At 57.8% G+C, this 15,241-nt stretch carries 11 protein-coding genes; 8 read left to right on the plus strand and 3 right to left on the minus strand.

Features of this window, described 5'->3' with window-relative positions:
- Positions 1-103: 103 nt before the first annotated feature.
- Entirely contained in the window at positions 104-298 is a 195-nt protein-coding gene (locus ACMXYH_RS08940; protein ID WP_033055288.1) for a DUF6316 family protein, read from the minus strand.
- Between the two features lie 211 nt (positions 299-509).
- Here ACMXYH_RS08940 and ACMXYH_RS08945 point away from each other — a divergent pair, with 211 nt between their 5' ends.
- The gene (locus tag ACMXYH_RS08945) at positions 510-1,469 is read left to right on the plus strand and encodes a DMT family transporter (RefSeq protein WP_129437370.1); all 960 of its coding nucleotides are present in this window, start codon (positions 510-512) and stop codon (positions 1,467-1,469) included.
- Positions 1,470-1,591: 122 nt separating this feature from the next.
- Here the strand turns inward: ACMXYH_RS08945 and ACMXYH_RS08950 are convergent, their stop codons facing one another.
- Positions 1,592-2,986, minus strand: coding sequence for a class II fumarate hydratase (locus ACMXYH_RS08950; protein ID WP_129445056.1), 1,395 nt, complete (start codon positions 2,984-2,986; stop codon positions 1,592-1,594).
- A 192-nt stretch (positions 2,987-3,178) separates the two neighbouring features.
- Between ACMXYH_RS08950 and ACMXYH_RS08955 the strand changes: the two genes are divergently transcribed.
- The 5 genes from ACMXYH_RS08955 (at position 3,179) to ACMXYH_RS08975 (ending at position 7,511) form a co-directional block, all read left to right on the plus strand.
- Entirely contained in the window at positions 3,179-3,703 is a 525-nt protein-coding gene (locus ACMXYH_RS08955) for a DUF2059 domain-containing protein (RefSeq protein ID WP_134419115.1), read from the plus strand.
- A gap of 12 nt (positions 3,704-3,715) precedes the next feature.
- Positions 3,716-4,015, plus strand: coding sequence for a BolA family protein (locus ACMXYH_RS08960; RefSeq protein ID WP_008151216.1), 300 nt, complete (start codon positions 3,716-3,718; stop codon positions 4,013-4,015).
- Positions 4,016-4,117: 102 nt separating this feature from the next.
- Positions 4,118-5,059, plus strand: coding sequence for a rhodanese-related sulfurtransferase (locus ACMXYH_RS08965; protein ID WP_415766868.1), 942 nt, complete (start codon positions 4,118-4,120; stop codon positions 5,057-5,059).
- Between the two features lie 39 nt (positions 5,060-5,098).
- Positions 5,099-5,701, plus strand: coding sequence for a DsbA family protein (locus ACMXYH_RS08970; RefSeq protein WP_415767667.1), 603 nt, complete (start codon positions 5,099-5,101; stop codon positions 5,699-5,701).
- Positions 5,694-7,511 (plus strand): ABC transporter ATP-binding protein, encoded by a 1,818-nt coding sequence (locus tag ACMXYH_RS08975; protein WP_415766869.1) that lies wholly within the window; start codon positions 5,694-5,696, stop codon positions 7,509-7,511. Before ACMXYH_RS08970 ends, ACMXYH_RS08975 begins: the two co-directional genes overlap by 8 nt.
- A 1-nt stretch (position 7,512) precedes the next feature.
- Here ACMXYH_RS08975 and ACMXYH_RS08980 read toward each other — a convergent pair whose 3' ends face one another.
- Entirely contained in the window at positions 7,513-11,652 is a 4,140-nt protein-coding gene (locus ACMXYH_RS08980) for a hypothetical protein (RefSeq protein ID WP_415766870.1), read from the minus strand.
- Between the two features lie 217 nt (positions 11,653-11,869).
- Between ACMXYH_RS08980 and ACMXYH_RS08985 the strand changes: the two genes are divergently transcribed.
- Positions 11,870-14,329 carry an EAL domain-containing protein gene (locus ACMXYH_RS08985; protein WP_415766871.1) on the plus strand — a complete coding sequence of 820 codons (2,460 nt, stop codon included), beginning with the start codon at positions 11,870-11,872 and terminating at the stop codon, positions 14,327-14,329.
- 78 nt (positions 14,330-14,407) lie between these two features.
- On the plus strand, positions 14,408-15,169 hold the full coding sequence (locus ACMXYH_RS08990) for a TenA family transcriptional regulator (protein ID WP_415766872.1): 762 nt from the start codon (positions 14,408-14,410) through the stop codon (positions 15,167-15,169).
- The last annotated feature ends 72 nt before the right edge of the window (positions 15,170-15,241 follow it).

Consider the following 15,241-nt stretch of genomic DNA (forward strand, 5'->3'; position numbering starts at 1 on the left):
GCTGATTAACCGCTTTCGCGAGCAAGCCCGCTCCCACAGGGATCTAGTGTGCGGCATAGATCCAATGTGGGAGCGGGCTTGCTCGCGAAGGCAGCGCCGCGGTCTATAGGCTCATCCGCAAAAGCAGCATCCGCTCGATGTAAGCCTGTACCTCCCGCGCCAACTTCTCCGGATTTTCAAACGGCCCCTCCAGGGTGTTTTCCCGGGTGCTGAAATACAAATCCCCATTCACGCGACACACTCGGTCACAGCGAAAGTGCGTGGCGGGGGCATTGTCCTGGGCGCGTTTGCCGTACATGGCGATCTCCTGAGGAATGTTCCTGTTGGCGAATCCCATGAGCTTATGCATGAACCACTTGCAACGCCTGGCCAACCGATCGACGGCATAGCGCCAACTTAATGGTGCGACCTGCACAGTTTCATTCGCGGCCAACGCCCAACTGTCCCTGTGTGCCGAACGGCGCTAAGCCTAGAATGACCTTTCTCGCCACTTGGCTTCGGGGTTCGCAATGCACATTTCATCGGGTCGCTGGGTTTACGGTCTGTTCCTGGCCTTGGTGACCGCGCTGCTGTGGGGAATCCTGCCGATCAAACTCAAGCAAGTGCTGCTGGTGATGGACCCGGTGACGGTGACCTGGTTTCGACTGATCGTATCCGGCGGGTGCCTGTTCATTTATCTGGCGGCGACCAAACGCCTGCCGAGCCGCAAGGTGCTCGGGCCGCGTGGTGGCTGGTTGGTGTTGATGGCGGTGCTCGGCCTGGTGGGCAACTACGTGCTGTACCTGATGGGCCTGAACCTGCTTAGCCCCGGCACCGCGCAACTGGTGGTGCAGATGGGCCCGATCATGTTGCTGATCGCCAGTCTGTTTGTGTTCAAGGAACGGTTCAGCGTGGGGCAGGGGATTGGCCTGCTGGTGCTGTTGATCGGCTTTGCCCTGTTTTTCAATCAGCGCCTGGCCGAGTTACTGACCTCGCTGACCGATTACACCGCCGGCGTGTTGTTGGTGCTGTTGGCATCAACGGTCTGGACGTTTTACGCCTTGGGCCAGAAGCAATTGCTCACGGTGTGGAATTCGTTTCAGGTCATGATGGTGATCTATCTGTTCTGCGCACTGTTGTTGACGCCGTGGGTGCACCCGCTGGAAGCGCTGCAACTGAGTCCGCTGCAAGGCTGGCTACTGCTGGCGTGCTGCATGAATACGCTGATTGCTTATGGCGCGTTTGCCGAGGCTTTGGCCCATTGGGAGGCATCGCGGGTCAGTGCGACGCTGGCGATTACGCCGTTGGTGACGTTTGCTGCGGTGGCCGTGGCGGCGTGGTTGTGGCCGGACTATGTGCATGCCGAGACGATCAATGGTCTGGGGTATGGCGGGGCTGTGCTGGTGGTGCTGGGGTCGGCGCTGGTGGCGTTAGGGCCGTCGTTGATTGCGGGGCTCAGAGCGCGGCGAATGAAGATGGCCGCCAGTTAAACTGCGTTATCGTTCTTCGCGAGCAAGCCCGCTCCCACATTTAACCGCGTTCTATCAGAAGAATGCGGTCCCTTGTGGGAGCGGGCTTGCTCGCGAAAGCTGACTGTCAGGCACTACACAACTCAGCCCTTGGCACCGGCCTCAATCATATTCTCCGGCCGCACCCAGGCATCAAACTCTTCATCCGTCAGATACCCAAGTTGCAACGCCGCCTCACGCAAGGTCAGCCCTTCGGCGTAAGCCTTTTTGGCGATCTCTGCCGATTTGTCATAGCCAATGTGCGGATTCAGCGCCGTCACCAGCATCAACCCACGCTCCAGATGTTCAGCCATTTTCTCTGCATCCGGTTCCAGGCCGGCGATGCAATGCTGCTGGAAGTTGCTGCAGCCATCGCCGAGCAGGCGGATCGATTGCAGCAGGTTGTGGATGATCACCGGTTTGAACACGTTCAATTGCAAATGGCCCTGACTCGCTGCAAACCCGATGGCGACGTCGTTGCCCAAGACCTGACAAGCCAGCATCGACAGGGCTTCGCACTGAGTCGGGTTGACCTTGCCCGGCATGATCGAGCTGCCCGGTTCGTTGGCCGGCAGTTTCACTTCGGCGAAGCCTGCTCGCGGCCCGGAGCCCAGCAGGCGCAGGTCGTTGGCGATTTTCATCAGGGTCACGGCGAGGGTTTTCAGCGCGCCGGACAGCGTGGTCAGCGGCTCATGGCCAGCCAGGGCGGCGAATTTGTTGGGTGCGGTGACGAACGGCAGGCCGGAGAGGGCGGCCAGTTCGGCAGCGATAGCTTCGCCAAAACCGTGGGGCGAGTTCAGCCCGGTGCCGACCGCGGTGCCGCCCTGAGCCAGCTCACAGACGGCCGGCAGCGCGCTGCGTATCGCCCGCTCGGCGTAATCCAGCTGCGCGATGAACGCCGACAGTTCCTGACCGAAGGTAATCGGCGTCGCGTCCATCATGTGGGTGCGACCGGTCTTGACCAGTTTCATGTGCCGCGCCGCCAGCTCGGCCAATCCGCCGGACAGTTCGCTGATCGCCGGCAGCAATTGCTGTTGCACGGCCTGGGCTGCCGCGATGTGCATGGCGGTCGGGAAACAGTCGTTGGAACTCTGGGAGCGGTTAACGTGATCGTTAGGGTGAACCGGCGACTTGCCGCCGCGAGCTTTACCGGCCAGTTCGTTGGCGCGACCGGCGATCACTTCATTGACGTTCATGTTGCTCTGGGTGCCGCTGCCGGTCTGCCAGACCACCAGCGGGAACTGGTCGTCGTGGCTGCCGTCGAGCACTTCGTCGGCGGCCTGTTCAATCAGTCGGGCGATGTCGGCGGGCAGGTCGCCGTTGCGGTCATTGACCCGCGCCGCGGCTTTCTTGATCAGCGCCAGGGCATGCAGCACTGCCAGCGGCATGCGTTCGTTGCCGATCGCGAAGTTAATCAGCGAGCGTTGCGTCTGAGCGCCCCAGTAGGCTTCATCCGGGACTTCCACCTGGCCAAGGCTGTCGGTTTCGATTCGGCTCATCATGCACACTCCTGTAGGTCTGATAGCGCAGTTTAGGCCGTGATCGCCGGTCGTGGTTCCATCAGTCTGGAATTTGACCGTTCAACCCCTATAAATCAGGCCCGACAAGGCTTGGGGTTGAGCCACACAGTTTTTTAGGCGCAGAATGGACGCCCTTGGGGTTTTACCTCGCCTGCTAGAAAAGGAAACTCGATGACTCGTCTTCGTGCCATCTGTACCGCGGTTGCACTGGTTTGCGCCAGCGGCCCTGTTTTTGCCGATACCGCCAGCCACAACGCCAGTGCCGAAGCGTTCCTGACCCTGGCGCACGCTGACAAATTGGGCACTCCGGTTTACATGCAAGTGCAGCAAATGTTCGCTCAGCGCTTTGCTCAGACCAAAGCCCCTGAATCGAAAAAGGCCTTGCTGGAGACCTACCAAGCCAAAGCCAACGCCGCGCTGGACCAAGCCATTGGCTGGAACAAGCTGAAGCCGGACATGGTCAAGCTCTACACCACCAACTTCAGCGAATCGGAGCTGAAAGACCTAGTCGCGTTCTACCAGTCGCCACTGGGCAAGAAAGTCCTGGAAAAAATGCCGCAGCTGACTCAGCAATCGGCCCAGATGACTCAAGCCAAGCTGGAAAGCGCCGTGCCTGTGGTCAACAAACTGCTGGCTGACATGACGGCCGAGCTGGAGCCTAAAGGCGCCGCCGCTCCAGCCAAGAAAAAGCCTTAAGCGGAGTTCGGTATGACCATGCAACAACGCATCGAATCGACGCTGGGCCTGTTGCAGCCGCAGCATCTGCAAGTGCTGGATGAAAGCCACATGCACAGCCGTGGGTTGCAGACCCACTTCAAGGCCGTGGTGGTCAGCCAGCAGTTCGAAGGGCTCAACCGCGTCAAGCGTCACCAGAAAGTCTACGGCACGCTCGGCGAGCTGATGGGCGAGTTCCATGCGTTGGCGCTGCATACCTACACGCCAGAGGAATGGGCACAGATCGACGCGGCTCCGGCCTCGCCGACCTGTGCTGGCGGCAGCAAGCATTAAGCATCGGTTTTTTGCTAGAATCCGCAACGCGCCGCTCACCCGGCGCGTTTTTTTTCGCATCCGGTTCACCCCTTACGAGGGTAGCCACCTGGAGAATCACCCATGACACAACAGATTGTCGTGGCGGCACTGTATAAGTTCGTCACTCTGGAAGATTACGTCGCCTTGCGCGAGCCGCTGCTGCAAGCGATGGTCGACAACGGCATCAAAGGCACGCTGCTGATCGCCGAAGAAGGTATCAACGGCACCGTGTCCGGCAGCCGCGAAGGCATTGACGGGCTGATGGCCTGGCTCAAGAACGACCCACGCATGGACGACATCGACCACAAAGAGTCGTACTGCGACGACCAGCCGTTCTATCGCACCAAAGTCAAACTCAAGAAAGAAATCGTCACCCTCGGCGTCGAAGGCGTGGATCCGAACAAGAAGGTCGGCACCTACGTCGATCCAGAGAACTGGAACGCGCTGATCAGCGATTCGGAAGTGCTGTTGATCGACACCCGCAACGATTATGAAGTCTCGATCGGCACCTTCGAAGGTGCTATCGACCCGAAGACCACCAGTTTTCGCGAATTCCCCGACTACATCAAAGCCAATTTCGACCCGGCCGTGCACAAGAAAGTCGCGATGTTCTGCACCGGCGGCATTCGTTGTGAAAAGGCGTCCAGCTATATGCTCAGCCAGGGTTTCGACGAGGTCTATCACCTCAAGGGCGGCATTCTGAAGTACCTCGAAGAGGTGCCACAGGAAGAAACCAAATGGCAGGGCGACTGCTTCGTGTTCGATAACCGCGTGACCGTTCGTCACGACCTCAGCGAAGGCGACTACGATCAATGTCATGCCTGTCGTACACCGATCAGCGCCTCCGACCGCACATCCGAGCACTACGTGGCCGGCATCAGTTGCCCGCATTGCTGGGATAAGCTGAGCGAGAAGACCCGTCGCAGTGCCATCGACCGGCAAAAGCAGATCGAACTGGCCAAGGCTCGCAACCTGCCTCACCCGATCGGCTACAACTACAAGCAAACTCCTTCCGAGGCTTGAACCATGTCTGTGCAACGCCTGCTCTATGTGATGGACCCGATGTGTTCCTGGTGCTGGGGCTTCGCGCCGGTGGCCAACGCGCTGGTCGAGCAGGCGCAAGCAGCGGGGGTGGACGTGCACCTGGTGGTGGGCGGTTTGCGTACCGGCAGCGGCTCCGCGCTGGAGCCGACCACCCGGCGCTACATCCTTGAGCATTGGCAGGCGGTCAACGAGGCGACTGGCCAACCGTTCAAGCTGGAAGGTGCGTTGCCCGACGGGTTTGTCTACGACACCGAACCTGCCTGTCGGGCGCTGGTGACCGCGCGCAGCCTGGCGCCGGATTGCGCGTGGACACTGCTCGGGCTGATTCAGCACGCGTTTTACGCCGAAGGTCGCGACGTCACTCATGCCAGTGTTCTGGTGGAGCTGGCGGAGCAGGCCGGTCTGCCGCGTATCGAGTTCGCCGCCGCGTTCGACCGTGCCGATCAGCACGCCGCGACGGCGGCCGATTTCACCTGGGTCCAGGACCTGGGCATTGCCGGTTTCCCTACCTTACTGGCTGAGCGTGATGGTCAATTGGCGCTGTTGACCAATGGCTATCAGCCCCTCAGCGTATTGTCTCCGTTGCTCGGCCGCTGGCTGGAGCGCGCTGCCTGTGCATGATCTGCCCGACGACGCGCCAGCTCCTTCACGTGTCGACCGTCTGAGCTGGGCAGAAATCCGTCGCCTGGCGCTGCATCACAAGAAATCCCTTTGGATCGCCAACGGCGTGGCGGTGTTGGCAACCCTGTGTAGCGTACCAATTCCCTTGCTCCTGCCGTTGCTGGTGGATGAAGTGCTACTGGGCCACGGTGACGCCGCACTGAAAGTCATGAACCACGCGCTGCCCGACGACTGGCAAAAAGCGGCGGGCTACATCGGCCTGATGCTGCTGGTGACGCTGGGACTGCGTTGCGCCGCTTTGCTGTTCAACGTCGTGCAGGCGCGATTGTTTGCGGCGCTGGCCAAGGACATCGTGTACCGCATTCGCGTGCGCCTGATTGAACGGCTCAAGCGCATTTCGCTGGGTGAATACGAAAGCCTGGGCAGCGGCACGGTCACCACCCACCTGGTGACCGACCTGGACACGCTGGACAAATTCGTTGGCGAAACCCTCAGTCGTTTCCTTGTGGCCATGCTGACCCTGGTCGGCACCGCCTCCATCCTGATGTGGATGCACTGGAAACTGGCGTTGCTGATCCTGCTGTTCAACCCGTTGGTGATCTATGCCACGGTGCAGTTGGGCAAACGGGTCAAGCACCTGAAGAAACTCGAGAACGACAGCACCTCGCGCTTCACCCAGGCGCTGACCGAAACCCTCGACTCCATTCAGGAAGTACGCGCCGGCAACCGTCAGGGATTTTTCCTTGGACGCCTGGGTCAACGCGCCCGGGAAGTGCGCGATTACGCGGTGAACTCGCAGTGGAAAACCGATGCCTCGAACCGTGCCAGCGGCTTGCTGTTCCAGTTCGGCATCGATATTTTCCGTGCGGCGGCGATGCTCACCGTGCTGTTTTCCGACCTGTCCATCGGCCAGATGCTGGCGGTGTTCAGCTACCTGTGGTTCATGATCGGTCCGGTGGAACAGCTGCTGAATCTGCAGTACGCCTATTACGCGGCCGGCGGCGCGCTGTCGCGGATCAACGAGTTGCTGGCCCGGGCCGATGAGCCTGAATACCCGGGCGGTGTCGACCCGTTCAACGGTCGCGAAACCGTTGGCATCGAAGTCCAGGGATTGAGTTTCGGTTACGGCGACGAGCTGGTGTTGAACCAGATGAACCTGTCGATCGCCCCCGGCGAAAAAGTCGCGATTGTCGGCGCCAGCGGTGGTGGCAAAAGTACCTTGGTGCAGTTGCTGCTGGGCCTGTACACGCCGCTCGCCGGGACGATCCGCTTCGGCGGCTCGACCCAGCAAGAGATCGGCCTGGAAACCGTGCGGGAGAACGTCGCCGTGGTCCTGCAACATCCGGCGCTGTTCAACGACACTATCCGCGCCAACCTGACCATGGGCCGCGAACGCAGCGACGAAGCCTGCTGGCAGGCTTTGGAGATTGCTCAGCTGCACCACACGGTTCGTGAGTTGACCAACGGCCTGGACAGCATCGTTGGACGTTCCGGCGTGCGGTTATCCGGCGGGCAACGCCAACGCCTGGCGATTGCGCGGATGGTGCTGGCCGAGCCCAAGGTGGTGATCCTCGACGAAGCCACCTCAGCGCTGGATGCCGCCACCGAGTACAACCTGCACCAGGCGTTGGCGCGGTTCTTGAGCAACCGCACCACGCTGATCATTGCGCACCGGTTATCGGCAGTGAAACAGGCTGATCGGGTGCTGGTGTTTGATGGCGGGCAAATTGCCGAAGATGGTGACCATCAGCAGTTGATTGCTGATGGTGGTTTGTACGCTAAGCTGTATGGGCATTTGCAGCAACATTAGATCAGTGCCACAGGACGTTCAGCGCATTTTCACCGCCGTCGTAACCGAATTCCTTGATAACAACCGAACAGGATTCGCAGGGTGGCATGGTGGTGGCGACGTTAACCGTTTCGATCGATCCGGGATCGGGGTATTTTTCGCGAATTACGCTGATCAACTTGCTTTCGCTGTCCAGTGACGTGGGCTTGAGAGTCAGTTCCGGGCGATAGCTTTCAATATCTTTTATTGTCGCTGGCACTGCGAGTAATTTGCCTTCATCAGACACTCGGAGTGAAGTGCTGGTAAAAACTTCGTTCATATCAACATCGAAGTAGGTCGTTTCACCAACCTTGACCTGATCTGCGCCAAGATTTTGTTTGAACAAAGGCAGATGTCCGGTCGCCCCCTGCGCTCCCGAAACACTTACATAAACCTCCCGCTTCCCGGTGGCGGTGACTACTTCGGCATAGGCGATGTTTCTAGGATTGAGCGGGCGGTGGTGACGAGGGATAAGGTTGTGAAGCTTTTTCATCGTGCTGTCGATCCTCAATGCGCTGTCGGCATTGTTCAGCACGATGCTCGGCTCAAGGAACAATGTATTGAAAACCTCCACTGTTCTTTGACGGAAGGCTTCTGATGCGACCTTGCTGCGCGACCAGCTTGTCGCACCTTTCGGCAGCTGCGTGACAATCATTCGGGTCGAGTGATCGAACAGCACCGCTTCGCCTGGACTAGTATCGACCTTGAGCAGCTTGAGCGTATCGGGCGGGTTCACGTGGCCGCCAATCGGAATGGCGATTTCTTCCATTGTTTTCAACGCAAGTTCCACCGCTTCCGTACCGTGAATCCTTGCCACATTGTTGGCATTCAACGATCCGGTGTAGACAGTCAGCAATTCTGCTTTGAGATCTTCCGGCAATGTGGAAGCTTTCTTGAAATTCAGCGTGTCTCTTATGCTTTGACCTTGTGCCAGTTCGGCGACGTAAAAATGTCCAGCATCCAGTCGAGTGAACACATAGTGCTTCGAATCGTCTGTCGCCGGGATGATGGTGGCACCGGCCTCGAAGGTGTCAAATTGATTCTGCTTCCTGAAGGGAATACTCACCTTGATCCTCCCATAAATCCCTTTTTGGAACTCCATCGTAGCCAGGAGCCGGTTTTTATTCTTCAGGGTTTTAAGCATCATCGCCCGATCCGCAGTGGCCGGCGTATAGATACTGTCTCCGAACCACGGCGCCCAGCCTTTGTTTTCGTCGAAACTGCCGATGGCCGGCGTCGGCGCCGGATCACGGGTGACGAATGAAGTCTTGCATACATCGGCACCCGGGTTACGTCGTACCCGGCAAGGCAAGGATTTGAACATCGCCTTATCATCAATCAAGTCGGCACGGCGCAGTTGGTTGCCGTCCAGACGATAGGGAATGTCATCAACGAACAGTGTGGTTCGACCATCGATCTCAAGTACTTCACGGATATGGACATATTCCGGGAGTTCTACCAGGACGTGGGATTCGGTAGGAGGTAACGTTTCGAAGGTTGACCGGCCCTGCATGAAGTTTCTGTGGTTATTGCTCAGGCGCGGGCCATAGGGCAAGGACGTCACCGGGTCGACGGGGTGGAATCGGGTCAGGTCCGACGGGCTGGTATTGCGCACAAGTACATCATCGACACCGTTGACCGTTGCCAGTCGATCGCTGTTTGTCAGCGGTTTCCAGCGCCCCGGATCGGTTGTCTGGGGCAGGTTGTGGACCAGTCGGTAGCTGTCGGCGTGTCCTGTCAGTTTTTTGATTCCGTCAAGGCCCATGCGGCCGGCTATGTACAGCCCTTTCCTGGCGCCGCTTACCGTTGCCTTCAGCAGTGTCGGAACCCCGTCCAGCGGGTTCAGGTTTCTCAGCGAAGCGGTCAGCAGTTTTCGGGTCAACGTTGAAAAGGAGGGCAGACTTGCTTTGACGGTCATGCGCGAGGCTGTGACCCCGGCCCTGATCAAACGCACCGAACCCGACATGAATTTCCCGACAGGACTGATGAATGAAGCCAGGTCCAATACGAGTCCGATCACGCCTGTGAGTATCTGGCCCGACAAAAGGTCCTCAATACTGCCCCAGAAGGGCACAAACCCTTTGACCACCTCAACGAACGTATTCCGCCGTTGTTCGTTTCTAGCCCTGATGGTGTCGAATGCCGTCATGCCGCGGGCTTGGGTATGCAACTGCCGTTCATCTACGTACAGAAAATTCGTTGCAATGTAGTGGGCCACTGCATTCAAACGGGGGGATACCCGCGCCGTTCCTTCGCTATGGCTAACGGCAGCTGCGGGCACGTCACCTACCACGCCGAGGATCGCTATGCAGTACGCCCTGTCAGCAGGCTGCGTGCCATCTAAGTGCGCTGACCAATCGAGAAGTAGAGAAGTGCTGATTTCAGCAGTATATGTTTGTCCGGGGATTGAGGCGTGCAAGGGAAACGTGGTGCGAACCCCTTTGACTGTTGAAAACCTCAAGTGGGGTCGGCAACGAATGACGCCAGCACTCGGGATCAGTTCGTAATAGGTGATTTCATGATTGTGGGTCACCTGTAGAACGAAACCTTTTCTTGGTCGGATGTCTCCCCTTAATTGGATGTGTGTTTTTTCCAGGTGCAGGCTCAGCAAGCGGACGTCACCCCGCTCAAGGGCCTGGCGGTCGGCCAGTGGCAGCGAGGTCAGTAGACTGGCGATCAGGGTCTGATAGGCCGTCCTGATTTTCGAGAGGTAGTTTGTGAAGTCTGTTTCAAACTGCCTGTTGATATCAGGCAGCGTCTTGCTCCCGCCTCTGCTAGGCACAAGCCTTTCGATCCCCCTATGATCCTTGCGGAATTCCTCATCATGCAGGGTTCGCTTGTCGTCGATCTTGATCCAGTGACTGGTTCGTGTTTTTCCATCGGACTGGGTTACAAACCATTTGCTTGCGTCATCGAATTGGCCATCGGCATAGACATCGAGGAATGCATCGCCCGGCAGCTTCAATGAGGGCATATCTCTGAACCCCAAGCTGCTCGGTGGCACATGACGCAGCAACTTGCGCCCGTCCGATTCGAACATTGCATCGCCAAACAGATCATCCTTTACCCGTTTGGCCATCTTCAGTCTTTCAGGGGGCGGCAAATCGAGTGTCATGACGGCGTTGTTCAGGCTCTCGCTGTGGCTTTCCAGAGCTGCCATCGCCCGCGTCATATCGTCCTCGTCGTAATCGGATTCCGTTCGCGATTGAACGATGCCACTGCACACCGCCCATTCCAGCGCTGGACCCATCCTCAGTCGCGCAATCTTCTCAAGTTGTTCGGACGAGGCGTCGGCGCTCCGGGTCAGGGGCAGGTCAACGAGTTGTTGAAAGGACAGCGGTTGCAATCGATCAAGGTCGAGTTCATCTGCCAGCAGCACGCCGTGCATGAAGTTCACCCACACCACCGAACTTTTGTAAGGAAGGTCGGACGGGATATCGCGCACAGCGAAGTCCTTTGAGAGGCGGGTCTCGAACACCCGCGCCAGTAATATCGCATCCTTGGTATTGGCGAGCCGCCGGTTGCGCAGCAAGTGCTGTTCGAAATCGCTGCGCAGGCTCTGGTAGCTTTTGCCCCAGTGTGCCGGGTCTTGCCAGCGGAAGCCGGCGAGCTCTTGCGAATCGTCAGCCGACGACTCATGAAAGTAGAGGCATATGGCTTTGCAAATCAGTTGATTGCGTACGGACGTCGGCGTCTGTTCGCCGGGGTGTGCGCCATACCACTCGAGTTTCTTGAGAAGCCGGTCTGCCAGATCCTGTGCTTGGGTCGCGTTCAATATCCGCTCGAGAAATACCGAGGGCTTCGCACGCAATTCCTCTTCGGACGCGAGACGCAGTACATCGCCGCCCAGATGACGGATCAACGAGGACTTGCCGGTCATGAAGCTTTTTACGGTGTCGACGATTTGAACATTGATGAGTTTTGCCTTGTACATGTTGATGGTCAGGGATTGCGCGAGGGTGGGTGTCGCGCGTTGCAAAGCCTTGAACCGTTGTCGATCCTGAGCGGTGGGTTGAGTAATAAAAGATTCGATATCCGGGCCGTCATCAAGTCCCAGCGCTTGTCTGGCGCGAATTTCTTCGGCGGCCGATGTGTCGGGTGCAGCTAAAGGTGTCGATGTCATGTCGCACTCCTCATGAAAGTAATTCCCGCAACAAGTAGGGGAATCCTGGAGTGCCCAGTTAATCGATCTCGAAATCTGCTGTGGCTGTACATATATATGGTTGTGTTTAGAGTGTACCGAGGCTGATCCTCCGCTTGCCGGAACCGAGAACGCACCCTAGTCTAGCTGTAGCGATCACGGTGGATGATGATCTGGCAGTGCTAAAACAAGGGACCTCATGAATCAAGCGCGGACTCTCGGAACGCCACGGTTGTTGGGCATCGTCTGGCCATTTATTGCCGTCGTGTTATTTCAAGCCTTGCTGGGCGGTGTCAGCCTGTATGTTCTGTCGGCGGTTCGCGGCTACGTTGCCGGTGAAAGCCTGTGGTCCAAAGGCCAAAAAGACGCCATCTATTACCTCAATCTCTACGCCGACAACCGCGACGAGACGATTTTCCTCAAATACCAGAACGCCATTGCCGTACCGCAGGGGGGCCACGAGTTGCGTGTGGCGCTGGATCATCGGCCACCTAATATCGAAGCGGCACGGGTGGCGATCCTCAAGGGAGGTAACCACCCGGATGACGTCTCCAGTGTGATCTGGCTTTACCTCAATTTCCGGCACTTCAGTTACCTCGAAAAAGCTATCGACCTTTGGACGGTGGGCGACGCGTATCTGGTGCAACTCGATGACGTTGCGAAGGAAATGCATCAGCACATACCTGTCAATCAGGCCGCCGAGGCTGACATCAAGCGCTGGAAAGACCAGATATTCGCCATCAACGAGGGTGTGACACCGGCGGCGAAAGCCTTCAGCGATGCCTTGGGCGAAGGTTCACGGGTGATCCTGCGGCTGCTGCTGGTGACCAACCTCGCCACCGCCCTGGGCTTGATTGCGCTGGCCTTGATGCGCACCCACAAACTGCTCAAGCACCGCAATGCGTTCGCCGAGGCCCTGCAGTTGGAGAAGGATCGGGCGCAGATCACCCTGCAATCGATTGGCGATGGCGTGATCACCACGAATGTCGAAGGCGCAATCGCCTACATGAACCCGGCCGCCGAGGTGCTGACCCACTGGAAGGCCGAGCAGGCGACGGGTTTGCCGCTGGCGGCGCTGTTCAATCTGCTGGACGAGAGCGCTCAGGCCGATGGCTTCACGCTGATTGAGCATATTTTGAGCGGACAGCTCAGTAGTGGCAGCGAACACTCCAAATTGATTCAGCGCCTGGATGGCAGCACGGTTTCGGTCACCCTGGTCGGTGCGCCGATCCGCAACGCCGGGAAGGTCAGCGGCACGGTGCTGGTGCTGCACGACATGACCCAGGAGCGACAGTACATTGCCAATCTGTCCTGGCAGGCGACCCATGACGCCTTGACCGGGCTCGCTAACCGCCGCGAGTTCGAATATCGCCTGGAACAGGCGCTGCACAACCTGACACGGCAGTCGGGGCGCCATGCCCTGATGTTCCTCGATCTGGATCAGTTCAAACTGGTCAACGATACCTGCGGCCATGCGGCGGGTGACGAGTTACTTCGGCATATCTGTGCGTTGCTGCAATCCGGTTTGCGCGAAGGCGATACCCTGGCCCGGTTGGGTGGCGACGAGTTTGGCATCCTGCTGGAGAACTGCGCCCCGGAAGCCGCAGAAAAAATCGCCGAGGGCCTGCGTCAGACCGTGCAGAACCTGCACTTCGTCTGGAAAGGCCGACCATTCGTGACCACTGTGAGCATCGGGCTGGTTCACGTCGCTCAGAATCCGACCACCCTCGAAGCCTCGCTGCGCGCTGCCGACATGGCCTGCTACATGGCCAAGGAAAAGGGCCGCAATCGGGTTCAGGTCTATCACGCCGACGATTCGGAACTGTCCCTGCGCTTCGGCGAGATGGCTTGGGTGCAGCGCTTGCACATGGCGCTGGAAGAAGACCGTTTCTGCCTGTACGCCCAGGAAATCGCGCCGCTTGGTCATACCGAGAAGGGTGGTGGCCATATCGAAATTCTGTTGCGTCTGCATGACGAAGCCGGACGCATGATTCTGCCCGACAGCTTTATTCCGGCTGCCGAACGTTATGGTCTGATGACGTCCCTTGACCGCTGGGTTGTGCAGAACGTTTTCAAAGTCATTGCCCAATGTATAGCCGAACAGCGCAAAGGGCCGTTGGCCATGTGTGCGATTAATCTGTCAGGCACAACTATCGGAGATGAGGCGTTTCTGCACTTCCTGCGTGAACAGTTTGTTACTTACTCCATACCGCCTGAAATGATTTGTTTTGAAATCACTGAAACCAGTGCTATTTCCAATCTCGGAAGTGCTATCAGATTTATTAATGAACTCAAAGGTTTAGGTTGCCACTTTTCACTGGATGACTTTTGCGCCGGAATGTCCTCATTCGCCTACTTGAAACATTTGCCTGTAGACTTCCTGAAGATCGACGGGAGTTTCGTAAAGGATATGCTGGACGACCCGATTAACCGCGCCATGGTCGAAGTGATCAATCACATCGGTCATGTTATGGGTAAGCGTACGATTGCCGAGTTTGTTGAAACACCCCAGATCGAGCAGGCATTGCTGGAGATCGGGGTGGATTACGCTCAAGGGTATGTTATTGAACGCCCGCATTTGTTTACCTGCGACAGTTTACAAAGTCGTCCAGCCAGGCCTCAGCCTTTGTTGTTCAAGGCGCCTGGCACGTTCCGTTGAAATCTCTTGCTGATCCTTATAATCACAATCAAAAGGAGCACGACAGTGATCGACACATTCAACCGAACCGGACCACTCATGGACGCTGCAAGTTATCCCGCCTGGGCTCAAAGCCTGATCCAGGATTGCAGCGAGAGCAAACACCGGGTTGTCGAACACGAACTGTATAAGCGTCTGCGTGATAACAAACTCAGTGCAAAGACCATGCGTCAGTACCTGATTGGTGGCTGGCCGGTAGTCGAACAGTTCGCGTTATATATGGCACAGAACCTCACCAAGACTCGCTTTGCCCGCCATCCAGGTGAAGACATGGCGCGTCGCTGGCTGATGCGTAACATACGCGTCGAATTGAACCATGCCGATTACTGGGTGCACTGGAGCCGTGCTCACGGTGTCAGCCTGGAAGATCTGCAAGCGCAAAAGGTTGCCCCTGAACTTCACGCCTTGAGCCACTGGTGCTGGCACACCAGTTCGTCGGATTCGCTGATCGTTGCCATTGCCGCCACCAACTACGCCATTGAAGGTGCGACCGGGGAGTGGTCGGCGCTGGTCTGTTCCAGTGGCGTCTACGCGGCATCATTCCCCGAGGAAGATCGCAAGCGGGCCATGAAGTGGTTGAAGATGCATGCCCAGTACGACGATGCCCATCCGTGGGAAGCGCTGGAAATCATCTGCACGCTGGCGGGCATGAACCCAAGCAAATCCCTGCAAGTGGAATTGCGTCAGGCGGTCTGCAAAAGCTACGACTATATGTTCCTGTTCCTGGAGCGCTGCATGCAGCTTGAGCATGCGGAAAAGGCCCCGGTCGCGCGTGAACGCAGGGCGCTGGCCGAAAGTTGATTCGTTAATACACACCATTGAAAAAGCCCGCTCCCCCTGTCTGTATCGAAAGGGCGGCGGGCTTTTTCGTAA

Source organism: Pseudomonas frigoris (genome assembly GCF_047758635.1).
In the GTDB taxonomy this organism is placed as follows: Bacteria; Pseudomonadota; Gammaproteobacteria; order Pseudomonadales; family Pseudomonadaceae; genus Aquipseudomonas; species Aquipseudomonas frigoris.